We start from the raw sequence: 25305 nt of genomic DNA, 5'->3' as shown, positions 1-25305 counted from the left end.
TAAACAGGCGCATAATGCAAGTGGTCATTTGCATTACAGGAGATGCCGATGAGCGACCCTGAAACCACGGCTAGAACCCGCAAGTCAAAAGTCATTTACGCCAGCTTTGGACCCAACGAGCGGGCCATGGTCGACAAAGTGCATCCCCTTTGGCTTCGCCGCCTGTTTATTCGTCTTTTGGGTATAAAGTTGCAACTTCAATTTACTGGTTGGCTGCAGTACCTAATGCCTGTCCCAATCACTCTGGGCCTCTTCCTGTTGGTGGGACTCATATATCTAGTAGGTTTAACTGGACTGGCCAATGTGTTGATCTGGCTACCCTTGATACTAACGGCCATTATTCTTTTTGATATTGTGACTTGCCGTTTTTGTATCCGTTTGCCGGAACCGCTACCCAAAGCCCGCAGCCGAGAAGATATTTTCGCGCTGATACGTGACCGTAGATCGTGCCGCGCCTATCAAACCCGTCCCTTAATCCCCATCCATGAGCAAGCACTAAAAGCTCGTATTGCAATTCACCTACAGCAACCACGTCTCGGCAATGCACCGATACGTCTGGAGTGGGTCAAAGCACCCATCACTGTTTGGCCGGTGGTCAATGCCAGATATTTCCTCGTTGCAATAGCCCCAGCGGAATACAATCGAACGGCCATTCTTGATATCGGCAGAACCCTGCAAAAGATTGTTTTAGACGCTACGCGAATGGGTTTAGGGACTTGCTGGATTGGTCCCGGAGCAGATCACCGCAGTGTCAAAACCCACCTCCGCGAGCGCTTTGATAAGAAAAAGGATTCTATTATTTGTCTCTGCGCTGTGGGTTACGAAAGCTGGTACGCACCATTGTTTATCCGTTTTTTTAACAATCAGTTTCATAAGCGTCTGCCGCTGTCCGACCTGTTTTTCGTAGATAACGCCATGAAAGAAGCATTAAAAATAGATAAATCGCCCTGGGAGGCGTTTAATCGATGTTTTGAAAGTTGCCGGTGGGCACCGTCTTCCTATAACGGTCAAACCACACGCTGTATTGCCCACAAGAAAGGCTCTCAAGTGCGCCTTGATTTTTATGCGACAACATCTTCTAGATACTATGCCGCAGTGGCTACTGGCATCTGGTGCGCTAACTGGGAGGTGGGGTGTGAAGCTTTAGGAATACAAGGAGAGTTTCTAAGGTTGCCCCCACAGGAAAGAAAAAACCTGCCGGACGATGTACTGCCACCTCACTATGATATTAGCTGGCTCAGTGCCCCTTTAATCTAACAGCAAGAGGATTTTTGCATTGTCCGTTCGATATAAATTAGGACGCAATGAGTCCCCAAGATACCGACTTGTTAAAAAATGGATTTACCGGAAAGAGAAAGGAACGATCACATCACTCCTTTCTCCAATCTAACCGTTAAGCCAATCAGATTTTAAAATTGTCCGGTCAGTGCCATTAGGAACAAATCTGGTGGCAACTGCTGGCCATTCACTTCCAGGCGCCCGCGATTCACCTCCAGGTGCATCTGCAGTTCATCGTTTTGCTCAATCAGCAAACCGTATTGTCGCAACATCATTGCCTGGCCTACCAGCGGCGACTGCAGCAACGCCGATTCAGCCGCGCTCAGGGTCATGCTGCCCACCAGAGGATTCAGCCATTGATTTAAAGCGCTGCCGTTGCGATGGCGCGGAGGGCGCTTCATTCCTTTCCAGTCAATATCCGCATCCACCAGAACCGGACCATTGCGAGATTCCACTACCAGCTGTTGTTGCAGGCGCAGGGGTGGACGCATATCACTCGCCCAATTGCGCTCCGCCACCGGCAGTAGTACACGTAAATAGTGGCCCAGATCGGCAGCCTTGATCTTAGGCAGGGTCATCTGTTGGCGCACAGAAGTAATAGGGGTGGCAGACTGCACACTGGGTAGCTGCAGATCACTCACCACTTTGAGGGTCTGCGCAGCGAGCATTTCTATATCCAGTTCCAGGCTAATATCCCGCAGTTCCGCCGGCCCCGAATCACGCTCGGCGCGCAACAGTGACAGATATAGCTGTGCCTTACCGCCACGGCGGGGCTCTAACTGAAACTCTCCTTTAAGCGGTTCGGTAAATAATACTTCCACGCCATCGCGCATCTGGGTCAGGCTACCCAGATCGATTACCCCATCCAACACCGCGCCGCTGTAATCTGTCGACACTGCAATCTCACCACCTGTAAATGCCAGCTGGCCAAAATCACCTGAACTTTTAAAGGGTTCCAGGCGCAGGGTATTGAGTACCCGGTTATCCGCTAAAACCAGGGTTTCCAAAACCAGGGGGCTGTTCTGCAAGCGGCCATAGATTCCCTCAAGCTGAGCGCGTAGCTGCGGGTTTAATTGCTCTAGATCTAGGCGTGTCTCGCTATAGATAACCCCCAGACGGGGCCCACCAGAAGTTAACAGCAATGGGCCATGATGAATTTCAGTATGCAGCTCAGTGGTGCCATTCTGTAGCGCCACCTCAGTATTGGTTTCAGCTCCAAACCAACCGCGTTGATAACCGGTAGTGCTTCCCCCCTGCATCCTGCTCAGCTGCTGCTTCCAGACCTCCTCCACCTTGGGACCAATGAAACCTGGCGCCGCCAGGGCTGAAATTACCAGTAGAGCCAGTAGGATTAACAGAAGCCAACGCAAGAGTTTCATAAGAGTCGATCTAACAGCAGGATTTGCGCTGATGGTAGCAGATTATGGAGTTATTAGTGCGACAGCAGTAACAGGGCTGAACCTCTTTGCCTATTCCATAGCCCCAATGGGCGATTCCCTTTAGCAGGGGCCACGTTAAACAACCAGACATAACGAATTGCCAGGCTTGATATAAAATAACCCCTGAGCCTGTGAGTTAATGATAATACGGCACGAGTGTTCGCTATAAAAAATTAAAAGCTAAAAATATTTTCCCCTTTTATAAGTGCAATAACTCCCACAGATTCCAATAGCTAACTAACCCTCTATAACCCCAATATCTAGAGTACTTTGGCGCAGTCCTGCCGTATAATGGTATTCAAAGTTGTACCAATCAGAGAGATCTAATTTTGAAACCCGAGGTAACGTTACTAACCGTTAACGCTATAATCATCTGCGCCGCCTATCTCTATATCTACCCAAGGCATGCAGGCGCTGACCTTAACAAGATCATAATTAATGACCTCTTAGCAACCGGTATCGCACTACTGATCGCCGGCGCTCTCTTTTGGGAGTCTGGATACAATTTTAAAATGCTGCTATTTACTGCTAACTGGTTTGGATTTTCTCTAATCAGCTTTTTACTAATTGAATTACCGTTCTTTAAATGGTACCGGGATAAATACAGCGTTAGCTTGAGATAAGTTATTTTGGCATCATAGCCAAGAAATGAGTAAATAAAGAAAAATATAGAGCACAGGGAATGAGTACTAGGCAACCTTATTTAAAGACGTTGGTTTTCTGGAGCATCCTACTTTTAACCTACGTGGTCACTTTATACCTTCCTGAATCAGAACCTTTCTGGAAAACAATTCTTATCACCACAGCTCTGATCTATCTAGCCACAAATCGTGAAAAGTTTCAGCAACCAATAATAGAAGATCCAGTTTCCTATGTAAGGTTTGATGGAGAGTTTATCTTGATTGGTGATCATTCAATTAAGAGATCAGAGATAAGGAAAGTTGCTGTCGACTCGGTTAAGGATCGCGGCTACTTTTCTCTCCCTTACAATCAGATATCTCCGGGAGAAATTCCAGAATTTACCTTTCCCTCCAGCAAAATCACCTCTTTTCGTGCACATCTGCAGAAAGAATTTGATACAAACGTGGAATTTATTACATAAAAACCCATGAGAAAACCGTTCCAAAATAACTGAAAAATTTCATCAATTAATCGCCATTACTATCCTTATTTATCAGGAAGTAGATAAACACTATGAAAATACGTAAAGCCTCAAAGCATGATGTACCCACCATCGCTAACATACATAGTGTCAGCTGGCAGGAAAATTATCGTAGCGTGCTTAGCAAACAGTACCTTGAAGATAAGGTTCCAATGGAAAGGATGCGACTCTGGAAGGATCGCTTTGAGCACCCTAAATCCAATCAGCAGGTGTTTTTAGCTGAAATAGAGGGCAATATCGCCGGCTTTATCTGTCTATACATGGATAATCACCCTGACTGGGGTACACACCTGGACAACTTACATGTACGCAAAGGCTACCACTCAATGGGAGTTGGCAAAGCGCTCTTTATAGAGGGCGCGCGCAGGGCTTATCAACAGGCTCCACATAGAGGCATGTGTCTTTTAGTCAATCAGGATAATATTAAAGCGCAATCCTTCTACCAAAAACTGGGCGGGAGACAAGTACAGGAAAGTATTTGGCATGCTCCCGATGGAAGTAAAGTACCAACTTATTGGTATATCTGGGAGCAACTAAACGAACTGGTCGATTTAGACCAATAAAGAACTCAATCTATACATCATTGAATGCACATCCTCTGACCAATGCACAATAGATAGTATGGAAGAGATTTTTATCTATATTCTTTTTAGCAAAGTGAATCCACAGAACAAGCAAAAAATAGAAGGATAGTAAGGTGAAAAGGTTGATCTTCTTTATTGGTATTATTTCATCCAGTAGCTATGCACAAAATATGACTTTGGCCGAAGCTGCTCTGGAGCGAACCTATCATAAGGTGCGCTACGATCCTGCTTATGTGTCTATCCCCTACCCAAATGGAGATGTGCCGGCTGATACCGGTGTTTGTACCGATGTAGTGATTCGATCATATAGGAAGCTGGGGATCGATTTGCAAAAAGAAGTTCACGAGGATATATCGGGTCATTTTCAAGCCTACCCGTCTAAACGCATTTGGGGACTTTCCAGGCCAGATAAAAATATTGATCACCGGCGAGTACCCAATCTACAGGCTTTTTTTACTCGCAAAGGGCAATCGCTCTCAATAAGTGACAAGGCAGAGGATTATCTACCAGGGGACATCGTTACCTGGATGCTGCCCGGTAATTTACCACATATCGGTATTGTGACTGCGAAACGCTCTCTAAAGACCAACCGGTACTTGGTCGCACACAATATCGGGGCTGGACCCGTGCTGGAAGACATGCTGTTTTCCTTTAAAATTACCGGGCATTACCGATACAACGCAGGTCAGGCAACCGAAAAGATTGAGTAGCGAAAAAACTACGCTATTGCCAAGCGATTACGGCCTTTCTTTGACCGGGATATGGAGAAACATTTCCGCTGTCGGGCTGGTAACCTGATATCTGGGTGGGTACAGCTCAAAGTCTGGCCTCTCAATATAGTCGTAATTGGACTTTGGCAACCAGCTTCCCCAAATATACTTCAATGTCTGTTCCAGGGTGGTAATAGATCCGCGGTGAACAAATTTTGCATATAGCTGCTCCGGTAGTTCCCGCGCCACCATTCCCTCGGGTACCTGAGTCAGGTCGGCAACCGGCGCACAGCAGACATACTTAAACTGAATTTCATCGCCCGCTTCCTCATAACATTCATAGATACCAAAAGATTCATCGCTGATTCGATTGGGGATTTTATCTCTATAGGGCCGAAATGCAGACCAGAGCTTTGGCAAGCTGAGATTTTCATGGTCGTATTCCTGCGCTACCCCCACCAATTGCATCGCTGGCCGCGAAATAATTTGTGGCTCCATGGACAACTCATTTTGCAAGAAGTGCAGCATATGAGGGCTAAATTGATCCTTATACAACAACCGAAAAGGATCCTGCTGCTTTCGATACTGTGCCGGGGTTACTTTAAATAAAGCTTTAAACGCGCGAGTAAACGCTTCTTGGGAATCAAATTGGCACTCCATGGCAAGCTCAAGAATACCAATATCTTCACTCAACAACCTCTTTGCGGCGACGGTCAATCGGCGCTTACGCAAATACTCTTTCGGTGAGTCTCCCACTAATGCCTTAAAAATACGGCTGAAGTGGTAGGTGGAGTAATGAGAGGCAGCAGCAATTTCGTGAACAGAAATTTTGTCATATAGATGCTGCTCTACGAAGTTGATACTTTTAAAAAATCGCTGCATATGAGGCTCCTTTACTGCCAGTCTACGTTGGGACGGTGAAATTTTCGAACAATACCTTCCCGGTTTAGTATGCCTTTAAATTAAATTCGCTCACTAGTGATAAAAAAGCGTAAATGGGCAAATGCTTTGTCCCTCAAAGGAATAATCGCCTGGTAGGCTGGATCATTAAAGAATGCATAGATCGCCTCCCGATCCGGAAAAGATACCACAACAAATGCCCTTGGTGACCGACCCCCGTCCAGGGCCTCTTCCACATCATAAGAAGCAATAGGCACCCCCCCATACTGTTGCATTAATTGCGGTGCCAGACCTATATACTGCTGAAGAGCCTGCAATTCCTGTAAGTTTGGTGAAGACTCTATATGTAAAAATACTGGTAACAAAGTAATAACCTCTTAAGTGTAAATAAATTTTAGTTGCTTAACTAAGAGCTTCTAATGACTAACTTTGAGAGGCTACTCGCCTATGCCAAAAAACCAGAAGTGGAACTATCGCAAGCTCAATAATCGTAGGCGGTAAGACCTGATCATCCACCAATCCAAATTCCAGAATATTGCTTAAGCGGCCCAGACCGCCAATGAAGAGGGATAAAGCCACGAAGTAAAACAATGCTTTATGTTTTTCGATATTGCTCAGGAAATACAGTAGAACCAATCCCTGGGCAAAGAAAACACCAAAGGCAAATCGATATTGATTATCCCCAAATCCTCTCAGGGGGCTATCCGGGCCGAAAATCATAGCACCACCACTCAGGGCAGCACTGCCATTCAGCCCTCCAAATGCACTGATACCCCCGGGTACAAAACAGATCACCGCCAGAATTATCACTAACAATTGGAAAATTTTTCTTTCTATAGAACTCGCCTGATTCATAGTGTCACCTTAGTTTGCCGTATTTGAATGACCTAATCATATTGGCCAGTAAGGCCCTATTTTTGATATTTCTTGCGGTCTTGGTATCCCACTAAGACAGCAAGAAATGTCAAAAGACGAGGCGCTTAACCGCTTATCTTTCCCTCCAACAGCCGGGTATATCCATATCCGGGCACCAGTTCCCAATATCCACAGAGACAGAAAGATGATTAAGAGTGTTTTGATTACCGGAGCGAATGCAGGCTTAGGCAGGGAGTGCGCCAAGCAACTGGCGGAATACCAGCAGATCAACAAGATCTATCTCGGCTGCCGCAATCTGCACAAAGCCAAAGAAACCCAGACCGAGCTGGTGTCGGAAACAGGCAGGAATATCTTCGAAGTATTGCTGATCGATGTCGCGGATCAACAATCCGTGAAAGAGGCAGTTAAGAACCTGGACTCCCCAGTTGATGCGCTGGTTATGAATGCTGGCGGTACCGGGGGGAAAGAGTTTTACAACAAGACCCCTGAAGGAGTCACACAAATTTTCGCCGTCAACCTGCTCGGGCATGCACTACTGACTAACGAGTTGCTGAAAGCCAATAAATTAACCCAGACTGCTATCTATGCCGGCTCCGAGGCCGCTCGCGGCGTAAAAGAAATGGGTATGAAGCGACCAGACCTGAAAAGCGCCTCTGTGGAGGAATTTATGCAGATCTGTGAAGGAAAGCTCTATGCCAGTACCAAAGACGCTACGGTGCCCTATGGTCCGATAAAGTATATGGGCGCCCTATGGATGTCTTCCATGGCGCGGGAATTCCCCCATATCCGCTTCGTAACCATGAGTCCCGGGGCTACAGTAGGCACAGAGGGCTTCAATACACTGTCGTTATTCAAGCAATATATGATGAAGGGCATGATGCAGATTATGCTGCTACTTGGCAAAGTCCACAAAGTAGAAATAGGCGCCAAGCGCTATATCGATGCCCTACTGGATACAAGATCCTTCCGCACAGGTATTTTTTACGGCAGCGAACGCGGATTGACTGGACCTCTTGGTGAACAGCGGGAGCTTTTCCCGGACCTGGACAATCCTACCTATCAAGACAATGCCAAAACGGCGATCAATCGCTTTATCTAATGAAGGGTCGCATCAGGGAAGGGCCCTGTATACTCTTCCCTGCCCCCAAGTTAACGCCACCGAAACCGCTTGTTTACCTATACTTGACTGTTAAATACTTACTGCTAAAAACAGCCAATGTTTCGGGTAATCTTTTCCCTGCTGTTGTTAATTCCCCTTGCCCTGACTGCTGCTGAAGATGTAGCTAAAGCAACTCCCCTGCGGCTGCTGGATCCAGCAACTGTGGATAAGTTCGTCAATGAACTGCCAATACCCGTAGAAATCCGCCCTCAGGGCTCAGCCTCGATTAAACTACCCGCCCGCCCCACTGAAGTTTGGATGGGGCTACGGGATAAGGGAGGCAAACGTTTAATGACAAAAGCCTGGGGTTTTGAATATGCAGGTCGCATCCACTCTCCTGGCCCTACTATTCGCGCCCGAGAAGGCCAACCGGTATTTGTACACTGGGCCAATGAGCTACCGGGTCCGCATCTATTTCCTGTGGATCGATCCATTCACCTCGCCGACGTAAAAGATCCAAAAGCTGTACCTATGGTTATCCACCTTCACGGCGGGCATACAGAGTGGAAAAGTGACGGCAACCCCCTCGCTTGGTACACCCGCAATTATCGTGAGACGGGACCATTATTTGAGAAAAAGATTTACGAATACGACAACTCCCAGGATGCCGCCACTATCTGGTATCACGACCACACCCTGGGCATGACGCGCCTTAATGTTTACGCAGGTCTATTCGGTTTTTACCTGGTTGGCGATGACAATGAAGACCGTCTGATACAGGAGAAGCTGCTCCCCGCACAAGAGCGCACTTTTGTAGCCGCAATTACAGATAGCTTGTTTAGCTCCGATGGGCAACTGTATTTTCCTGGCTGGAGGGACCAGCCTCCATCACCAGTTTCCCATGAGGTAGTTAAGAATAATTGGCCCAACCCATCCCATCTCGACGAATTTTTTGGCAATTTTATTCTGGTAAACGGCATGACCTGGCCCAAAGTCAGTGTCACTCCACACGTCTATCGATTACGATTACTCAACGCATCCGATACCCGCACACTGATACTCAAGATCAACGAAAATACCCCCTTTGTACAAGTCGGCGGTGACGGCGGATTTCTCGATTACCCTGTAAAATTGAACGAGTTGATATTGGCACCCGCAGAGCGAGCAGATGTTTTAGTAGATTTCAGTGGTTATGAAGGGCGTAAGCTGACATTGCGGAACTTTGGACCGGATGTCCCTTTTAAAGGATTTGTAGAGGCCAATGATCCAAAGAGTTCAATTCCACTTGTCTATAACCCGGATGGTAAACGCGTATTAAGCGATGGGCGCGGCGGCATCACACCAGCTACCGATCCAAATACTACAGGCCAGATCCTACAATTCCATATTGCTTCAACATCGATAAACACCCCTTCTAATAAACAGAAATCAGAGATTAAAAATACCACTGGAGATTTAAAACTCACTCTAAATACTCCATTGCGCGCACCACTTAATAGGCTTAACCAAGCCAGTCGTACACGACAACTTGCCACCTATCGGTTGGATGATCCCTATGGCCGCAATCTGCTCATGTTAGGTCCAGTAAAGGAGGGCTCCCTATTTTTTGAAGACCCTACCACAGAAATTATCCAGCACAACGCCGTAGAGATCTGGGAGATATACAACCCTACAGTATCGGCTCATCCAATCCATATTCATCTAGTGGAATTCCAGGTACTGGATCGCCAGCCTTTTAAAGGCAAACTTATCCCTAAGCCGCAGAAATTTATGCATACCGATAAGATATTTCAGGGTGCACGGCTGGAAATAGAATCTCTACAGGGGAAACCCCTTCCACCACAACCAGAAGAAAGCGGCCCCAAAGATACGGTCATCGCTCTTCCCGGCCAAGTAACACGGGTAATTGCGCGCTTTGATCGAGAAGGCCTCTATGTATGGCACTGTCATCTGCTCTCCCATGAGGATTACGATATGATGCGGCCGTTTAGGGTGTTGGCGCCAAAGCCAACAAACAACCAGTAATCTATTAACCTCTAATCTCAGATAAAAAGTAAACACCTAGAAACTAATCGATAAGCCGAACAATAAATAAGATAGCAAGAATAAGAATAGAACCAAACAACATCATCAATGTTTACAGTCACCCAAGAAAATCAAAAACAACTCTGAATTGAGCTTTACAAAATAAGTAATTACGATGAAAACACTAATAATATTATTATTTTTTACACTGGCAGCAGGGGCAATTGCCACTGAAATACCGGAATTAACAAAGGAAAACTTGAAGAAAAAAGCTGTCCTTATCAATGAGCTACAAAACAAAATGCTGATGAAGGGATCGACAGTCGAAGATATCGACAAACTATTTTCTCACTACACCGACGACTTTATCTATATCCATGAAGTTTATGGCGGCACCTATACCAGAGAGCACCTATACAACAACTCTGTAAAATATTTAAAGGATGGAGAATATCAAATGACTGACGCTAGATATAAAATTATATCAATCATCGCTGGTTACAAAGCAGTCTCACTTGAGCGGCAACAAACCTATCAAGGCGTTACCTCTAACCACTTAACAGTATTTGAATTTGAGGGCGATCAGATTTCTAGGATTATTGAATACTGGAAATAGGAATCTAATGAAATGTTAAATTATAGAGTTCTATACATGTCTCTCAATCTATCACTCTTTATTTTGAAATCTACCACTCTGCATATCGTTAATTTCTGGCAATAAAAATCAACAAACAAGAGGGGATATTATTTCTCTAAGCGGAAAGCTGAGCAGCCCCTTAAAGGTTTAAATTTATGGAATTAACTGAGAAAGGCGTAAGTATCTTGTATCAGTAAAAGACAATAGAGAAGGGGTGAGGCAGAAAGTTTTAGAACAGGCAACCCTGTTTATTTTAGCACTGACAAAAATGATTCTAAAATTCTCTAAAAGGTCCTCTCCAGAAAAAACACTATCTGGAGAGAACCCACTACTCACTCAGCAAGGCACCAAAGCCTTAGCCACACGGGAGTTGGTTTCCCGCCCCAGCTGTTCAGAAATAAAGTTCCCTGCCTCTGCCAGCAACTGTAAATCCACGCCGGTTTCAATACCCATGCCATTGAGCATATAGAGTACATCCTCACTGGCAACATTACCGGAAGCGCCACTGGCATAGGGGCAGCCGCCCAGGCCGGCTACGGCGGAATCTATTACTGCGACACCCATTTGTAAGGCCGCGTAGATGTTGGCCAAGGCCTGGCCGTAGGTATCGTGGAAATGCACCGCAAGTTTTTCCACAGGTACACGGGCCATCACCTGCTCCAGCATACGCTTGGCGGCCTCCGGGGTGCCGACACCGATGGTGTCGCCGAGGGAAATTTCGTAGCAACCCATTTCCAATAGAGCGGCACTGACTTCTGCCACTTTAGCCGGATCAATATCGCCTTCATAGGGGCAACCAAGTACGCAGGATACGTATCCGCGCACGGGTATGCCGTCTTGCTTGGCTTTTTCTACCAGTGGACGGAAGCGCTCAAGACTCTCAGCAATACTGCAATTAATATTTTTCTGGGTGAAGGCTTCTGAGGCCGCGCCAAATACGGCGACCTCATCTGCTTTGGCTTCCACTGCGCGCTCATAACCTTTTAAGTTTGGCGTGAGCGCGCTGTAGATAACACTATCTTTGCGCTGGATACCCGCCAGCACTTCCTCGCTGGCGGCCATTTGCGGTACCCACTTGGGGCTGACAAAACTGCCGGCTTCAATTACCGACAGCCCGCTGGCACTGAGCTTGTCCACCAGAGCAATACGGGTCTCCACAGAGATAGGCTGCTTTTCATTTTGCAGCCCATCGCGGGGGCCCACTTCGACGATTTTGACTTGCTTGGGCAAAGGCATTATTGCTCCTCCACTGCAAAATCCACCAGTAGGCTACCGCCATCCACCAGCTCACCTTCGGCACAGAAGAACTGCTGCACTGTGCCGGATGCTGGAGCCCGCAGGGTGTGTTCCATTTTCATGGCTTCCATTACCAGTAGTGGCTGGTCTTTTTCCACCGTGGAGCCGGGCTGTACCAGTAGCGAAATAATGGTGCCGTTCATGGGGGCATCGAGGCCGTGGGCCTGGTCATTGCTCTCGCCGATATCCGGTGGCAGCAACTTGAATTCCACCTGGGTACCATCGATAAATAGCGCACCGCCATCGCGGGTATCCACGGCGGAGAAACTCATGCGACGGCCGTCCACCAACATCAAGTCGCGTCCCGGCAGCAGGCGAATCTCACCGCTGTTTTGTTCCTCAGGCAAGGCATCGCAAGTCCAGCGCAGGCTATCGCCCTCCGCAACAAAGCGGATTTGAGCGTGCTGGCCGCGGTAGTCCACCGTCTGGGTGCGACTGCCAGTCAGAGCATTGCGCCAGTTATCACCATTATGCCAAGGGGAGAAAGGATCTCGCTGCGGTGCGCTGTTGCGCAGATCGCGCTCTTCACGCTGCTGCAAATAACCGGCAATAGCGGCGCACTTCAGCGGCGTCAGTGTCTGCTCCTGATGCAGCACTTCCGCCTCGTAGTCCTCGATAAAGTGCGTCGAAATACAACCGCTGGCAAACGCCTGGTGATTAATCACACGGCGCAGGAATTCGATATTGTGGCGCACACCGGCAATCTGATAATCACGCAGTGCGCGATCCAGTTTGGCCAGGGCTTCTTTGCGGGTGCGGCCGTGGCAGATCAATTTGGCGATCATCGGGTCGTAATGCACACTGATTTCATCGCCAGTCTGCACACCGGTATCCACCCGCACACCCTCGCCCTCCGCCGGGGGCTGGTGGCGTACCAACACGCCTGTTGCCGGCAGGAAATCATTGTCCGGGTCTTCGGCGTAGATGCGCACTTCCATGGCGTGGCCGTTGATCTGCAGCTCATCCTGGCTCATGGGCAGGGTATCGCCAGCGGCAACTGACAACTGCCAGGCCACCAGGTCCTGGTCAGTAATCATTTCCGTGACCGGGTGCTCCACCTGCAGGCGGGTATTCATTTCCATAAAGTAGAAGGCACCGCTGGCATCCAGCAGGAATTCCACCGTGCCGGCACCCACGTAACCAATCGCGTGGGCCGCGCGCAGGGCCGCTTCACCCATGCGGGCGCGCAGCTCCGGAGTCATGCCCGGTGCAGGGGCTTCTTCCACTACTTTTTGGTGGCGGCGCTGCACCGAGCAATCCCGCTCAAACAGGTAGACACCGTTGCCCTGCTGATCGCAGAACACCTGGATTTCCACATGGCGGGGACTCACCACATAGCGCTCTAGCAACATAATGTCGTCGCTAAAGGCATTCATGGCCTCACGCTTGGCTGCAGCTAATGCTTCGTGGAATTCATCAGCGCTGTCGACACGGCGCATGCCCTTACCACCACCGCCGGCAGCGGCTTTCAGCAATACCGGGTAACCGATGCGATTGGCATGGCCTTCCAACAGCTCTTCATTTTGGTTGGTGCCGTGGTAACCGGGCACCAGGGGCACATTGGCCTCTTCCATAATACGTTTGGCGGCGGACTTGGAGCCCATCGCCTCAATCGCACCGGTGGGTGGGCCGACAAAAATAATGCCGGCGCTATCGCAAGCGCGGCAAAACTCCGCATTTTCTGACAGGAAGCCGTAACCCGGATGAATCGCATCGGCACCAGTCTGCTTGGCAGCACCCAATACCTTGTCGATATCCAGGTAGGAATCCCTGGCCGGGGCCGGGCCCAGGTGTACCGCTTCGTCCGCCATCTGCACATGCAGGGCGTCGGCATCCGCATCGGAATAGACGGCGACAGTGGCCACCCCCAGGCGGCGGGCGGTCTTGATAATACGGCAGGCAATTTCGCCGCGATTAGCTATTAACAGTTTGCGAATCATAAAATTATCCTTCGCCGCCATTCATCCATTTGGGTGCGCGCTTCTCTAAAAACGCACTTAGCCCTTCCTGCCCTTCCGGCGATACACGCACGGCAGCGATCAACGCGCTGGTCTGGCCCTGCAATTCATCGTTGATAACCCGGTTGGACATGGACATGGCCAGTTGCTTGGCCATGGCGACCGCCTTGGGGCCATTATCGGCAATGGCATTCACTAATTTCTGCACATGCAGGTCCAGATCGCCCTCGGCGCAGACTTCGGATACCAAGCCCATCTGTTCCGCGCGCTCGGCGGAGAAGCGCTCCGCAGTGACAAAGTAACGGCGCGCGCGGCGGGTGCCGATAGCATTGATGACATAGGGACTGATGGTGGCGGGCAGCAAGCCGATTTTGACTTCGGATAAACAGAAGCTGGCGCGCTCAGAGGCCACGGCCATATCGCAGCAGCTCACCAGGCCCACGGCCCCGCCAAAAGCGGCGCCCTGTACTCGCGCAATAGTGGGCGCAGGAAAAGTGTCGAGCTTGTACAGCATGGCAGCAAGCGCAGCTGCGTCGCGGCGGTTTTCCTCTTCTGAATAAGTCGCCATGCGCTTCATCCAGTTGAGGTCGGCTCCGGCAGAAAAGCTCTTGCCATTGGAGGCCAGTACCAACACACGTACAGCGGGGTTTTGCGCCAGGGTGTCAAAGGTGGTGGCCAGCTCGTGGATCAGTTCATCATCAAAAGCGTTGTGGATTTCCGGCCGATTCAGGGTGACCGTGGCCACGCCCTCGCTATCCACTTCGCACAGCAATTTATCGCTCATTGTAATTCCTCGATTGGGGCGTCTCTCAAAAGCGGCACCGGAACATTTCGTTGGCGCCGCAACCACGGTTCCTTACATGCGGAACACGCCGAACTTGGTCTCTTGCGGTTCCTTGTGGCTGGCCGCCGCCAGGCACAGGCCTAGCACGCGGCGGGTATCCGCCGGGTCGATAACGCCGTCATCCCACAAACGTGCAGAAGCGTAGTAGGGGTGCCCCTGATGTTCGTAGTTATCCACAATCGGCTGCTTAAACTGGCGCTCTTCCTCTTCGCTCCAGGATTCACCCCGGGCGGCCATCTGGTCGCGCTTCACCTGGGCCAATACGCCAGCAGCCTGTTCACCCCCCATAACCGAGATGCGCGCATTGGGCCACATAAACAGGAAGTTGGGGTCGTAGGCGCGGCCACACATACCGTAGTTACCGGCGCCGAAAGAGCCGCCGATGAGGATGGTAATTTTGGGCACCTTGGCGGTAGCGACAGCGGTCACCATCTTGGCGCCGTGTTTGGCGATGCCGCCCGCCTCGTACTGTTTGCCCACCATGAAACCAGTGATATTTTGCAGGAAAACCAATGGAATCTTGCGCTGCGCACACAGCTCAATAAAGTGCGCGCCCTTCTGTGCACTCTCCGCAAACAGGATGCCGTTGTTGGCAACAATTCCCACCGGATAACCCTGGATACGGGCAAAACCAGTTACCAGAGTGGTGCCGTACAACGCTTTAAATTCATCGAACTCGGATCCGTCCACAACCCGCGCGATAATCTCGCGCACGTCAAACGGCTGGCGCGAATCTTTGGGCACCACGCCGTAAATGTCTTCCGGTGGATAAATCGGCTCCACTGGCTTTTGGATATCCAGGCCGGGATTTTTGATGCGGTTTAGGCGCGCTACAGAGCGGCGCGCCAACTGCAACGCATGTACGTCGTTATTGGCGTAGTGATCGGAAACTCCGGAAGTGCGACAGTGCACCTCGGCACCGCCGAGTTCCTCCGCGGAAACTTCTTCACCGGTGGCCGCTTTCACCAGGGGCGGGCCCGCCAGGAAGATGGTGGCCTGCTCTTTCACCATAATGGATTCGTCTGCCATGGCCGGCACATAGGCTCCACCGGCGGTGCAGCTACCCATCACCACCGCGATCTGCGGAATATTCTGTGCAGAGAGATTGGCTTGGTTAAAGAAGATGCGACCGAAGTGCTCACGGTCTGGGAAAACGTCGTCCTGGCGCGGCAAATTAGCACCACCGGAATCCACCAGGTAAATGCACGGCAGATTGTTCTGCTCGGCGATGGTCTGCGCGCGCAGGTGTTTTTTTACTGTGAGGGGATAATAAGTTCCACCTTTTACCGTGGCATCGTTGGCGACGATGACACAAGGCTGGCCAGAGACGGTGCCGATGCCGGTAATAATACCCGCGGCTGGGACATCTTCACCGTAAACCTCATGAGCGGCCAACTGGGAAAATTCCAGGAAGGGGCTACCCGGATCGAGCAGCGCATCGATACGGTCCCGTGGCAATAATTTTCCTCGCGCCAGGTGTTTTTCCCGTGCGCGCTCGCCGCCGCCCTGGGCGATGGCTTCCACTTTTTCGCGCAGGTCTGCCACCAGCGCCTGCATCTGCTCGCGGTTTTCGCCAAAGGCGGCGTCGCGCGTGTTTATTTTGCTCTGCAACTGATTCATAAAGTCCGATTCACTTTCCCGGAGAAAAGACCTCCACAGGGCGCGGCTTATTGCCGCAGTGCCCGGCTGGAGACAGCTGCCGCCGGTAGGCGCCGGCGGCGAGAAGAAATGCCCAGCCTTAGCGGGTCTCTTTAAACAGCTCGCGACCAATCAGCATACGGCGCACTTCAGAAGTGCCCGCGCCGATTTCGTAGAGCTTGGCATCGCGCAGCAGACGACCAGTGGCGTACTCGTTGATGTAGCCATTGCCGCCCAGTGTCTGGATAGCCTGCAGGGCCATCTGTGTTGCGCGCTCCGCAGTAAACAGGATTACAGCGGCGGCGTCCTTGCGCGAGTCCTCACCGCGATCACAGGCACGCGCCACGGCGTACAGGTAAGAGCGGCTGGCATTCAGGTCAGCGTACATATCGGCGATCTTGCCCTGCATCAGCTGGAATTCACCGATGGCCTTGCCGAACTGCTTGCGCTCGTGAATATAGGGAACCACCACATCCAGGCAAGCCTGCATAATACCGACAGGGCCTCCAGAGAGAATCGTGCGCTCGTAGTCGAGACCGCTCATCAATACGCGTACACCGCCGTTCAGTTCACCGAGGATATTTTCTTCCGGCACTTCACAGTCTTCGAACACCAGCTCACAGGTGTTGGAACCGCGCATGCCCAGCTTGTCGAGCTTTTGCGCCTGTGAGAAGCCGGCGAAACCGCGCTCAACGATAAATGCAGTGATACCACCGGAGCTGATGCCCGGCTCAGTGCGCGCGTAGATCACATAGGTATCAGCATCGGGACCGTTGGTGATCCACATTTTATTGCCGTTCAAAACATAGCGATCACCGCGCTTCTCGGCGCGCAGTTGCAGACTTACCACGTCGGAACCGGAGTTGGGTTCACTCATGGCCAAGGCGCCTACATGTTCACCGGAACACAGCTTGGGCAGGTACTTGAGCTTCTGCTCGCGGGTACCATTTTTACGGATCTGGTTTACGCACAGGTTGGAGTGGGCACCGTAGGACAAGCCTACAGAAGCAGAGGCGCGGGAAATCTCTTCCATGGCCACAGCGTGTGCCAGGTAACCCATATTGGAACCGCCGAACTCCTCTTCCACGGTCATACCCAGCAGACCCAGCTCGCCAAACTTTTTCCACATATCCGCAGGAAACAGATTGTCTTCATCAATCTGCGCCGCGCGCGGGGCCAGCTCCGCCTGGCAGAACTTGTAAACCATGTCACGGAGCATATCGATGTCTTCACCGAGGCCGAAATTCAGGGTTGGGTAGGAGGTGTTCATAGTGACTCCAATAATTATTAAATAAGTCTTTTAAACTGGCGGCACCTGCAACCACTCGATACATCGGGTGACACGCTAAACCTCTGCGGGTCACAGGCTTTCGCAGGCGCCTGTCGAAATTTTTAACCGGTGAACTAGGGGCTTTCCTCGTTGCGGCTCTTTACCAAAGCCGCTTGTGCACGGACTTCGGCTTCACCGAGTTCCCCCATCAGGCTCTCAATATCCCGCAGCTGCTGCTGCAACTGTGCCCGCTTCTGCGCTATACGCTCCAGCAGGCGCTGTAACTGCTCTACATTGCCATGAGCGGGGTCGTACATATCGATAATCTCGCGGCTCTCATCGAGGGAAAAACCCAGGCGCTTGCCGCGCAAAATCAGCTTCAGCCGTACACGTTCTTCAGGGCTATAGACACGGGTCTGACCATGCCGCTCCGGTTTGAGCAGGCCCTTGTCCTCATAGAAACGGATGGCGCGGGTGGTTATCTCAAACTCCCGCGCCAGCTCCGAAATACTGTAACTCTGGGGCTCTACGATGCTGGCTTTGGCTTTCATAAGTACTTCCTCGAGACGCAACAGAGCCTAACAAGAGTTTACGTTGACGTAAACGTAAAGCAAACGCCAAAAATAACTGCGAGGGGCTATTCAGTCATTAACCCATCGCAGTAATCGGAAGGGAGAGATCAGACGCCCAACAGCTGTTGCAACTGATTGTCGAGCAACTTTTGATAGGAGGGTGTAAGGCCTGTGATTTCCAGAGCCCAGCCAGCACCGTGGTGCTCAATACGCCCAGCCAGAGAGCTATCCTCCAGCAACTCAGGATGTAAAAACAAACCACGCGATTGGTTTAGTAGCTGTTCAGCAGAAAAATCGGGCGTGCTTGGCTCACAAGGCGCCACCGCCAGGGCTAACTTCAAACCGGTAGCGCGGCTGACACTCTGCATCTCCCGCAGCAACAGGCCACAGCAGACCGCACGAAACGCCGAATCGGCGCCGGAAAACCCCAAACCAACTTGCGGCCCTGCACAACTCAAAGGATGGGCACCGTAGATCCGACGTAGCAACTGCATACGTCCATCCAATTCCCGCTGAATTCCTTCGAGCGCACTGCGACTCAATTGGTTGGTCAATTGAGCCCAATTCAATGGCCGCAGGTACAGGCCTATAGAATCTTGCTTTTGCTCGGGAAGATCCGCAGAGGAAAGAGGCTCTTCCGCTGGCAAACTGCGCTGCGCGGAAAAACCCCCTGTCATCAGTGCCGCCACTGCACTAAATGGCAGGGCAAATACCAGCGTCAGCAATAAGCTGGCCCAGGGAAAGCTGACGTCCGCACCAGGAATCAGGGCTACGGTAACATTGCCGGCGATACTGTCATGCAGCACTACTGGCACACTGATGGTCTCGCCACTCTTCAGATCACCAACTTCCGCCAGGCTATTGGATTCCACATCCTCAACAGCAACACCGCTGATAGCGGGCAATTCCAGCAGCTGCCTGGCCAACAGCTGCATACTGATACGATCATCGGCAACAATACGCTCCAGGCTCTGCCCGGCGAGAAAACTGGCCGCAACCTGCGCAGAGGCCCGGTCTCTCTCCACCGCATCGGCATGGCGCTGCGCATAGTAATGACCGAGAGCCACGCTGCAGAACAGCGCCAGTATCAGCCAGATCATCGCAGCCAGCAGACGCTGGCGGGTACGTTTAGATAAACGCGCAAACTGCTCTGGCAACCTGCGCAGAAGGGAAATCATCGATACAGACATAAATACGGCTTTAATACCTTGCCTTGTTTTTTATTACCTTGCGTTTTTGGAACTCTCCACGGCCAAGGCCCTGGCGCAATTTTATCCTCACAAAGCGCAAATAATACGCAGTGTAATTTCCTGTGCCGTTGGTCGATCCCGCAACAAAATAGTTCCACACGGGATTTTTTAATTTGTAATAAATAAGCGGGCCCAACCTGTGGCGCTGATTTTAACGAAGATTCCCGCTAGAGCTATAATGCGTCGCTTATTGAATAAATTGGGGACCTTCGCTATGGGCGTCGAGACTAAAGCACAAGAATTTCATCTGCCCCTGGCGCAAATTACCCAGTCACACTTCGACTGTTCTGTGCGCTACCTCACCTATAGCGGCGGCCATGCACTGCTGGGGTTGGAATACGACAATGCAGCCCCCTTTTCGGACGCCGCCAGTTGCCAATTGAATTTACCCAGCGCGATACCATCAGACGTGCAATCGCCCTGGTGCCTGACCTTCCTAAGCCCAGCAGCCACCCTGTCACAACTGCAGCGCCTGCTGGATTTTTGTGCTGAACAACACTGGCATATCGATGTCATCGACACCCTAGCCCACCGGCACGAGTGCACGGTCATCCGCTTTCAGTTCAGCGCTGAACTGGAGTTTTCCCCGGCACGTTTTGCCTGCCTACAACTGGCCGAAGCAATCGGAGCCGATCTGGTCTTGCAGGAGGGCACCAGTCAGAGAGTACCGGCACTGGCTGGCTTCGATATGGATTCCACTCTGATCGATGCAGAGGTGATCGACGAGCTAGCCAAGATTACCGGAATCGGCGACCAGGTGGCGGCCATCACTGCGGCCGCCATGCGCGGCGAATTGGATTTTCGCGATAGTTTCAAAAAACGTATGGCGTTGCTAAAAGGTTTTTCCGAACAGCGCCTGGCAGAAATTGCCACGCAACTGCCACTAAAAGATGGGGCGCAAAACCTGTTGCACTGCCTACGCAAACTCGGCTGCAAAACTGTCATTTTGTCCGGCGGTTTTACCTACTTCGCCAATTTCCTACAAAGGGAACGCCTGGCTGTTGACCTGATATACGCCAATGAACTGGAGTTCGCCGAGGGCGCGCTCACCGGTGAAGTGATAGAGCCTATCGTGGACGGAATGCGCAAGCGGTTATTGCTGGGGGAAACTGCAAAGGAGATGGGCGTGCCGCTGGAAAAAGTGGTTGCCGTTGGGGATGGGGCAAACGATATCCCCATGTTGAACCTGGGTGCCCTGGGTATCGCCATACACCCGAAACCCAAAGTCCGCAGGGAGGCGCCGCAAGCTATCACTCTATTTGGACTAGATGCGGCGCTTTACCTGTTCGGTCTCAACGACCAGCAAATTGCCGAATTGGGACAGCCTTCTTAAAGGTGTCCCAAAAAAGGTTTATATCACCGCGTGTGGGAAGGGAAATGAGCGCGGCTTAGTGTTATCCGAGCAGGCACTGGGTTCATACTCGCAGCCTGCTGCCAAAAGGCTGAGAAAAGCCAATATTAAAATCCGCCTGTACATAGGTACCTCCCTTTGCCTAAATGGATTTTTATTCGAGCAGCAGGGTACGCAATGGGTTCCGTTTTGAACAGCAGTTTAATGATTTTTATGCCAGAAAATTGACGTAAAATTCTTTCTTTTGTACCAGTTTGTTCAGCTTTGCTACACAACCGATTACACAGGCCTTTTTTAGCATTGCGCGCCAGCCAAACCCAATCCGAAACCAGCTTTAGCAGATTCATTAAGTTAATCTTGGCAAGAGGAAAAACGGGCAGATAAAGCGAGGGAAAGCTCGTAGGTGGCCAGTGTTGCGCTGGCAACAACCAGTATGGAGAGTGGCGATTCTGGTGCACAGCACCAAAATCGCACAAGTGTTGAAGGCCGAGCTAGCCTTCTTTTTTACCGTAGATTACCAGGCTGTTCACTTTTACCGTCAGCGGGTGATACCCCACCTTGGCACGTTCAAAAATACGCGCTGCCACATCCTGTTTGCCGGTTTCAACCATATTGCGGTATAGCGGGCGCAGGAACTTGTTGCGGCCGATGCTGGTAAGGAAGTTTTCCAGGCGATTGAATGCCGGCTCGTAGTCATTGCGCACAGCAATCATCAGCCAGCTAAAGGCCACTTCGTTATTGCGGGATTGGGTCAGGCCAAAGGCACTGTCCAGTTCCTTCAATTGCGTTTCAGTCAACTTTTCCGGCATACCGTCGAGGAAATATTTCCACTGGTGGAAGGTCCAGCCCTTGGTGTCGATATGCTTCGCTGCCAATTTGCCGCCCAACCACTGTTGACGCACTGGGTCCAACTTGCTGAAGGCATCGGACTGCGGGTGCGGCGCACCTTCAGGAATACCCGGCTCGAAAATCCACTGGTGAATGCGCTCGCGATCCAGCTTGTCAGCGTGCTCAACCAACAAGGTCTTGTCGAGGTACTTAACGAAATCCTCGGTGGTAATGCTCTGGAAGGAGAAGTGGTTGAAGTACTCCATCAGGAAGCGGTCGAAAGCTTCGCGGCCCACTTTCTGCTCCAGCTCATACAGGAACAGGGAACCTTTCTCGTAAGGAATATTGGAGAAGACTTCATCGGGATCACGGCCGCGCAGGTCGATCGCCATAATTTCATCGCGGGGCTCTTTATCGGCCAGGTCCGCCTGCAGGTCGTCATAACCCAGGGCCATTTCCATCTGATAGCGCTCATCGCCGTAGACGAACTGCATGATGCGGTTGGTCAGGTAGGTGGTGAAGCCTTCATTCAGCCAAAGGTCGCGCCAGCTGGCATTGGTCACCAGGTTGCCGGACCAGGAGTGGGCCAATTCGTGGGCAATCAGGGCTACCAGGCTCTTATCGCCGGCGATCACCGTCGGAGTGATAAAGCTCAGGCGCGGGTTTTCCATACCGCCGAAGGGGAAGCTGGGCGGCAGAATCAGCAGATCGTAGCGGTCCCAGTGGTAGGGGCCATACGCCTTTTCGGTCACTTCCAGCATGGATTCGGTATCGGCAAACTCCGCCGCTGCAGATTCCAGCATGGAAGGCTCGGCGTAGACACCGGTGCGCTCACCCATGGGCTTAAACTGCAGGTCGCCTACTGCCAGGGCAATCAGGTAAGAGGGAATGCGCTGGGGCATTTCAAATTCGTAAACGCCATCTTTGGCCGCCTGCGGATCGTTGTTCGCACTCATTACTGCACGCAGTTCTTTCGGGGTGCGAACGGTAGCGTTGTAGGTGATACGAACTTTCGGGGAATCCTGCAGCGGGATAAAGCTGCGCGCGTGAATCGCCTGGGCCTGGGTAAACAGGAACGGATGCTTCTTGCCCGCGGTCTGCTGCGGTTCCAGCCACTGCACGCCAGAGGCGCCCGGCACTGTGCGGTAGCGGATAGTAATGCTGTCGGCATCTTCCGGCAGCTCGATATTCAGCGGAGTGCCCAGGTGGCTGTCTTTCTCACCCATGGAGAACTTCACCGGCGCGCCATTAGCCGATACAGAAACCACTTCCAGCTCGCGGGTATCGAGCACCATCGGCAGGTTCTTATCGTTGAGGCGTTTGAAGTCCAACTTGGCTTCGCCCTCGAGTACCTTGCGGGAGAAGTCGACAGTCAGGTCCAGATCCAGGTGCTGCACCTGGTAGTCATTGCTATTGGCGAAGGAGTGATAATCCACACCGGATTGCGGCGCCTTTTCTGCAACGCTTTTCTTCTCGATCACCGCAGCCGCTTTTACCGACGTATCGGCGCTGTCAGCTTCGACCTTGGTCGGTTCATTCTTGGAACAACCTGAGGCTACGGCGAGGCCGCCGACGATCAGGCTGGTGCATAGTAAACGGGGCAACATGGGTCTACTCCCTGGGTTCAGCTTTTCAATTTGCGCCACAGGATACCCGAGAGTAAGCGCTTGCGGAACGACAGCGGGAAAGACCGCTGCTGGATACCGGTCACAATGAAGGTGTACAGAGTCTCGCCAGCGGCGATCGTGCTCTCAGGGGCAATAAAAATAGACATATGTCTCAACTTATCGGTTGGCGGACGAATTTGCCGACTAATCCGCACCTACAACACAAAAATCCCCCCATCAATTAACAAAGCCTTCACTTTCCCTATTCAGACTGCGGGCCCTCTAAAACAAGCACATAAAGGAGAGTCCCATGTCACTATCCCGGAGGCGGTTTCTACAATTTTCCGGCGCCGGCCTGGCATCGCTGCCACTGCTGAAAGCCTATGGTGCTGGCCTGCAGCCATTCCAACACGGCGTAGCCAGCGGAGATCCCCTAGCAGATCGCGTTATTCTCTGGACCAGGATCACCCCCTCCGATGATCCCGCCTTCCAGTCCATGGTGCCCTATAGCTGGCAGATCGCACTGGACCCGGAAATGGCCATGGTGGTTAACAGCGGCAGTGGTCTCACCGGCCCAGCAGTGGATTACACCATCAAGGTGGACGCCTCAGGACTACAGGCAGGCACTAGTTACTACTACCGTTTCTACTCCAACGGTATCGATTCACCGATCGGCCGCACCCGCACCCTGCCCACCGGTCATGTGGAGCGCCTGCGCTTCGCCGTTACCAGCTGCTCCAATTACCCGATGGGCTATTTCAATGTGTATCGCGAGATCGCCCTGCGCGCAGATCTGGATGTGGTACTGCACCTGGGAGACTACATCTATGAATATGGTCCCGGTGGTTTTGGCACCGGTAGCGGCCTCGGACGCGAGCCAATTCCCGCCAAGGAAATGGTGGATATTCAGGACTATCGCCAGCGCTACGCACAATATCGCTCAGACCCCGATCTACAGGAAGTCCACCGCCAGCACCCGTTTATTTGCGTATGGGACGACCACGAAACCACCAACAATGCCTGGGCCGGTGGTGCGGAGAACCACAACCCCCAAGACGGCGAAGGCGACTGGGCGGTGCGCCGCTCTGTGGCAAACCAGGCCTACTTTGAATGGATGCCAATCCGCGATAACGGCATCCTCGATTTATTTGGTGACAAGGCCATTTACCGCAGCTTCCGCTTTGGCAACCTGATGGATTTGATGATGCTGGATACGCGAATTGCCGCGCGTGACGAGCAGGCCAATTGGTTCGACCAGAAGACCGCCGATAATCCCGATCGCAGTATCCTCGGCGCACAACAGGAGCAATGGTTGCACAGCGGCCTGACGCAATCCCAAGCGGACGGTGTGCGCTGGCGGGTACTGGGGCAGCAAGTGATGATGGCGCAACTGACTCTGGCCAAAGATCTGTCGATCAATATGGACCAATGGGATGGTTACACCGCCTCCCGCGAGCGCCTGTTCAATCACATCAGCAACCACAATATCGAGAATTTTGTCGTGCTCACCGGAGATATCCACAGCTCCTGGGCCTGGGACCTGGCCAGTAATCCATTCAATATTCTCGAGTACGGCCGCCTAACCGGCCGCGGTGCCCTGGGCGGCGAGTTTGTCACCCCGGGAGTGACCTCCAGCTTCCTGGACAAGTCCCATTTAACTGATGTAGCCGCCATCGCCATGGATGGACTGATTCCTCATCTGAAGTGGGTTGACGTAACCCAGCGCGGCTACCTGCTGATGGATGTATCCCACTCTCGCACCAAAGCCCACTGGTACCATGTGGATACTGTCACCAGTAAGAGTTACAACACCAACCTGGCGCGAATCTATAAGCAAAAGGCCGGCGCCAACCACATACAAAGAGCCTGGAGTGAGAGTAGTGCTCCCGCTGAAGTGCCTGCACCGGCTCCAGGCTATGCCACTCTGGCGCGCAACGCCATTGCTGCCCTGCGCAGCCGCTATCAGGTTTAAGCGGCATAA

23 protein-coding genes are annotated in these 25305 nt (G+C 51.6%); 9 read left to right on the top strand and 14 right to left on the bottom strand.

Going from position 1 to position 25305, the window contains the following annotated elements; genetic code table 11:
- The first annotated feature begins 48 nt into the window (after positions 1 to 48).
- On the top strand, positions 49 to 1257 hold the full coding sequence (locus tag ACJJI0_RS17440) for a nitroreductase family protein (RefSeq protein WP_444883590.1): 1209 nt from the start codon (positions 49 to 51) through the stop codon (positions 1255 to 1257).
- Between the two features lie 152 nt (positions 1258 to 1409).
- Here ACJJI0_RS17440 and ACJJI0_RS17435 read toward each other — a convergent pair whose 3' ends face one another.
- Positions 1410 to 2657 (bottom strand): DUF945 family protein, encoded by a 1248-nt coding sequence (locus ACJJI0_RS17435; RefSeq protein WP_444883589.1) that lies wholly within the window; start codon positions 2655 to 2657, stop codon positions 1410 to 1412.
- A gap of 742 nt (positions 2658 to 3399) precedes the next feature.
- Here ACJJI0_RS17435 and ACJJI0_RS17430 point away from each other — a divergent pair.
- The 3 genes from ACJJI0_RS17430 to ACJJI0_RS17420 all read left to right on the top strand — a co-directional run bounded on the left by ACJJI0_RS17430 (position 3400) and on the right by ACJJI0_RS17420 (position 5173).
- Positions 3400 to 3819 (top strand): hypothetical protein, encoded by a 420-nt coding sequence (locus ACJJI0_RS17430; protein ID WP_444883588.1) that lies wholly within the window; start codon positions 3400 to 3402, stop codon positions 3817 to 3819.
- A gap of 92 nt (positions 3820 to 3911) precedes the next feature.
- Positions 3912 to 4442, top strand: coding sequence for a GNAT family N-acetyltransferase (locus tag ACJJI0_RS17425; protein ID WP_444883587.1), 531 nt, complete (start codon positions 3912 to 3914; stop codon positions 4440 to 4442).
- A gap of 134 nt (positions 4443 to 4576) precedes the next feature.
- Positions 4577 to 5173 carry a DUF1287 domain-containing protein gene (locus ACJJI0_RS17420; protein WP_444883586.1) on the top strand — a complete coding sequence of 199 codons (597 nt, stop codon included), beginning with the start codon at positions 4577 to 4579 and terminating at the stop codon, positions 5171 to 5173.
- Between the two features lie 27 nt (positions 5174 to 5200).
- On the opposite strand, the gene ACJJI0_RS17415 is transcribed toward ACJJI0_RS17420, so the two are convergent.
- The 3 genes from ACJJI0_RS17415 to ACJJI0_RS17405 form a co-directional block, all read right to left on the bottom strand.
- Entirely contained in the window at positions 5201 to 6055 is an 855-nt protein-coding gene (locus ACJJI0_RS17415; protein WP_444883585.1) for an AraC family transcriptional regulator, read from the bottom strand.
- An 80-nt stretch (positions 6056 to 6135) separates the two neighbouring features.
- Positions 6136 to 6438, bottom strand: coding sequence for a DUF1330 domain-containing protein (locus tag ACJJI0_RS17410; protein WP_282934534.1), 303 nt, complete (start codon positions 6436 to 6438; stop codon positions 6136 to 6138).
- Positions 6439 to 6496: 58 nt separating this feature from the next.
- On the bottom strand, positions 6497 to 6928 hold the full coding sequence (locus ACJJI0_RS17405) for a DUF4345 domain-containing protein (RefSeq protein ID WP_444883584.1): 432 nt from the start codon (positions 6926 to 6928) through the stop codon (positions 6497 to 6499).
- A 205-nt stretch (positions 6929 to 7133) separates the two neighbouring features.
- Between ACJJI0_RS17405 and ACJJI0_RS17400 the strand changes: the two genes are divergently transcribed.
- The 3 genes from ACJJI0_RS17400 to ACJJI0_RS17390 all read left to right on the top strand — a co-directional run bounded on the left by ACJJI0_RS17400 (position 7134) and on the right by ACJJI0_RS17390 (position 10689).
- A complete protein-coding gene (locus tag ACJJI0_RS17400; protein WP_444883583.1) occupies positions 7134 to 8048 on the top strand; it encodes an SDR family NAD(P)-dependent oxidoreductase in 915 nt (304 codons plus the stop codon).
- Between the two features lie 117 nt (positions 8049 to 8165).
- Positions 8166 to 10073, top strand: coding sequence for a multicopper oxidase family protein (locus ACJJI0_RS17395; protein ID WP_444883582.1), 1908 nt, complete (start codon positions 8166 to 8168; stop codon positions 10071 to 10073).
- Between the two features lie 175 nt (positions 10074 to 10248).
- Positions 10249 to 10689, top strand: coding sequence for a nuclear transport factor 2-like protein (locus tag ACJJI0_RS17390; RefSeq protein WP_444883581.1), 441 nt, complete (start codon positions 10249 to 10251; stop codon positions 10687 to 10689).
- A gap of 357 nt (positions 10690 to 11046) precedes the next feature.
- Here ACJJI0_RS17390 and ACJJI0_RS17385 read toward each other — a convergent pair whose 3' ends face one another.
- The 7 genes from ACJJI0_RS17385 to ACJJI0_RS17355 form a co-directional block, all read right to left on the bottom strand.
- The gene (locus ACJJI0_RS17385; protein WP_444883580.1) at positions 11047 to 11946 is read right to left on the bottom strand and encodes a hydroxymethylglutaryl-CoA lyase; all 900 of its coding nucleotides are present in this window, start codon (positions 11944 to 11946) and stop codon (positions 11047 to 11049) included.
- Entirely contained in the window at positions 11946 to 13946 is a 2001-nt protein-coding gene (locus ACJJI0_RS17380) for an acetyl/propionyl/methylcrotonyl-CoA carboxylase subunit alpha (protein ID WP_444883579.1), read from the bottom strand. The genes ACJJI0_RS17385 and ACJJI0_RS17380 overlap by 1 nt, the downstream gene beginning before the upstream one ends.
- A gap of 4 nt (positions 13947 to 13950) precedes the next feature.
- Entirely contained in the window at positions 13951 to 14748 is a 798-nt protein-coding gene (locus tag ACJJI0_RS17375) for an enoyl-CoA hydratase/isomerase family protein (RefSeq protein ID WP_444883578.1), read from the bottom strand.
- Between the two features lie 72 nt (positions 14749 to 14820).
- Positions 14821 to 16428 carry a carboxyl transferase domain-containing protein gene (locus ACJJI0_RS17370; protein WP_444883577.1) on the bottom strand — a complete coding sequence of 536 codons (1608 nt, stop codon included), beginning with the start codon at positions 16426 to 16428 and terminating at the stop codon, positions 14821 to 14823.
- Between the two features lie 118 nt (positions 16429 to 16546).
- The gene (locus ACJJI0_RS17365; protein WP_444883576.1) at positions 16547 to 17716 is read right to left on the bottom strand and encodes an isovaleryl-CoA dehydrogenase; all 1170 of its coding nucleotides are present in this window, start codon (positions 17714 to 17716) and stop codon (positions 16547 to 16549) included.
- A gap of 134 nt (positions 17717 to 17850) precedes the next feature.
- A complete protein-coding gene (locus ACJJI0_RS17360; protein WP_444883575.1) occupies positions 17851 to 18267 on the bottom strand; it encodes a MerR family transcriptional regulator in 417 nt (138 codons plus the stop codon).
- Positions 18268 to 18395: 128 nt separating this feature from the next.
- Positions 18396 to 19478 (bottom strand): hypothetical protein, encoded by a 1083-nt coding sequence (locus ACJJI0_RS17355; protein WP_444883574.1) that lies wholly within the window; start codon positions 19476 to 19478, stop codon positions 18396 to 18398.
- Positions 19479 to 19716: 238 nt separating this feature from the next.
- Here ACJJI0_RS17355 and serB point away from each other — a divergent pair, with 238 nt between their 5' ends.
- On the top strand, positions 19717 to 20871 hold the full coding sequence (gene serB, locus ACJJI0_RS17350) for a phosphoserine phosphatase SerB (RefSeq protein ID WP_444883573.1): 1155 nt from the start codon (positions 19717 to 19719) through the stop codon (positions 20869 to 20871).
- A gap of 125 nt (positions 20872 to 20996) precedes the next feature.
- On the opposite strand, the gene ACJJI0_RS17345 is transcribed toward serB, so the two are convergent.
- The 3 genes from ACJJI0_RS17345 to ACJJI0_RS17335 all read right to left on the bottom strand — a co-directional run bounded on the left by ACJJI0_RS17345 (position 20997) and on the right by ACJJI0_RS17335 (position 23491).
- On the bottom strand, positions 20997 to 21236 hold the full coding sequence (locus tag ACJJI0_RS17345; RefSeq protein ID WP_444883572.1) for a hypothetical protein: 240 nt from the start codon (positions 21234 to 21236) through the stop codon (positions 20997 to 20999).
- Positions 21237 to 21380: 144 nt separating this feature from the next.
- Entirely contained in the window at positions 21381 to 23324 is a 1944-nt protein-coding gene (locus ACJJI0_RS17340) for a M1 family metallopeptidase (protein WP_444883571.1), read from the bottom strand.
- 17 nt (positions 23325 to 23341) lie between these two features.
- Positions 23342 to 23491 (bottom strand): hypothetical protein, encoded by a 150-nt coding sequence (locus ACJJI0_RS17335; protein WP_444883570.1) that lies wholly within the window; start codon positions 23489 to 23491, stop codon positions 23342 to 23344.
- Between the two features lie 143 nt (positions 23492 to 23634).
- On the opposite strand from ACJJI0_RS17335, the gene ACJJI0_RS17330 reads away from it, so the two are divergent.
- Positions 23635 to 25296: an alkaline phosphatase D family protein gene (locus ACJJI0_RS17330; RefSeq protein WP_444883569.1), complete on the top strand. Its 1662-nt coding sequence runs from the start codon at positions 23635 to 23637 to the stop codon at positions 25294 to 25296.
- The last annotated feature ends 9 nt before the right edge of the window (positions 25297 to 25305 follow it).

The sequence above is a fragment of the Microbulbifer mixtoriginis (SeqCode) genome, from assembly GCF_052466695.1.
Note: the sequence above shows the minus strand (reverse complement) of the source record. Positions and strands in the feature narration are given on the sequence as shown.

Coding starts and splice junctions, on each gene's coding strand:
- ACJJI0_RS17440 (WP_444883590.1), top strand. CDS start 49: ATGAGCGACCCTGAAACCACGGCTAGAACCCGCAAGTCAAAAGTCATT.
- ACJJI0_RS17435 (WP_444883589.1), bottom strand. CDS start 2,657: ATGAAACTCTTGCGTTGGCTTCTGTTAATCCTACTGGCTCTACTGGTA.
- ACJJI0_RS17430 (WP_444883588.1), top strand. CDS start 3,400: ATGAGTACTAGGCAACCTTATTTAAAGACGTTGGTTTTCTGGAGCATC.
- ACJJI0_RS17425 (WP_444883587.1), top strand. CDS start 3,912: ATGAAAATACGTAAAGCCTCAAAGCATGATGTACCCACCATCGCTAAC.
- ACJJI0_RS17415 (WP_444883585.1), bottom strand. CDS start 6,055: ATGCAGCGATTTTTTAAAAGTATCAACTTCGTAGAGCAGCATCTATAT.
- ACJJI0_RS17405 (WP_444883584.1), bottom strand. CDS start 6,928: ATGAATCAGGCGAGTTCTATAGAAAGAAAAATTTTCCAATTGTTAGTG.
- ACJJI0_RS17400 (WP_444883583.1), top strand. CDS start 7,134: ATGATTAAGAGTGTTTTGATTACCGGAGCGAATGCAGGCTTAGGCAGG.
- ACJJI0_RS17395 (WP_444883582.1), top strand. CDS start 8,166: ATGTTTCGGGTAATCTTTTCCCTGCTGTTGTTAATTCCCCTTGCCCTG.
- ACJJI0_RS17390 (WP_444883581.1), top strand. CDS start 10,249: ATGAAAACACTAATAATATTATTATTTTTTACACTGGCAGCAGGGGCA.
- ACJJI0_RS17385 (WP_444883580.1), bottom strand. CDS start 11,946: ATGCCTTTGCCCAAGCAAGTCAAAATCGTCGAAGTGGGCCCCCGCGAT.
- ACJJI0_RS17380 (WP_444883579.1), bottom strand. CDS start 13,946: ATGATTCGCAAACTGTTAATAGCTAATCGCGGCGAAATTGCCTGCCGT.
- ACJJI0_RS17375 (WP_444883578.1), bottom strand. CDS start 14,748: ATGAGCGATAAATTGCTGTGCGAAGTGGATAGCGAGGGCGTGGCCACG.
- ACJJI0_RS17370 (WP_444883577.1), bottom strand. CDS start 16,428: ATGAATCAGTTGCAGAGCAAAATAAACACGCGCGACGCCGCCTTTGGC.
- ACJJI0_RS17365 (WP_444883576.1), bottom strand. CDS start 17,716: ATGAACACCTCCTACCCAACCCTGAATTTCGGCCTCGGTGAAGACATC.
- ACJJI0_RS17360 (WP_444883575.1), bottom strand. CDS start 18,267: ATGAAAGCCAAAGCCAGCATCGTAGAGCCCCAGAGTTACAGTATTTCG.
- ACJJI0_RS17355 (WP_444883574.1), bottom strand. CDS start 19,478: ATGTCTGTATCGATGATTTCCCTTCTGCGCAGGTTGCCAGAGCAGTTT.
- serB (WP_444883573.1), top strand. CDS start 19,717: ATGCGTCGCTTATTGAATAAATTGGGGACCTTCGCTATGGGCGTCGAG.
- ACJJI0_RS17345 (WP_444883572.1), bottom strand. CDS start 21,236: ATGAATCTGCTAAAGCTGGTTTCGGATTGGGTTTGGCTGGCGCGCAAT.
- ACJJI0_RS17340 (WP_444883571.1), bottom strand. CDS start 23,324: ATGTTGCCCCGTTTACTATGCACCAGCCTGATCGTCGGCGGCCTCGCC.
- ACJJI0_RS17335 (WP_444883570.1), bottom strand. CDS start 23,491: ATGTCTATTTTTATTGCCCCTGAGAGCACGATCGCCGCTGGCGAGACT.
- ACJJI0_RS17330 (WP_444883569.1), top strand. CDS start 23,635: ATGTCACTATCCCGGAGGCGGTTTCTACAATTTTCCGGCGCCGGCCTG.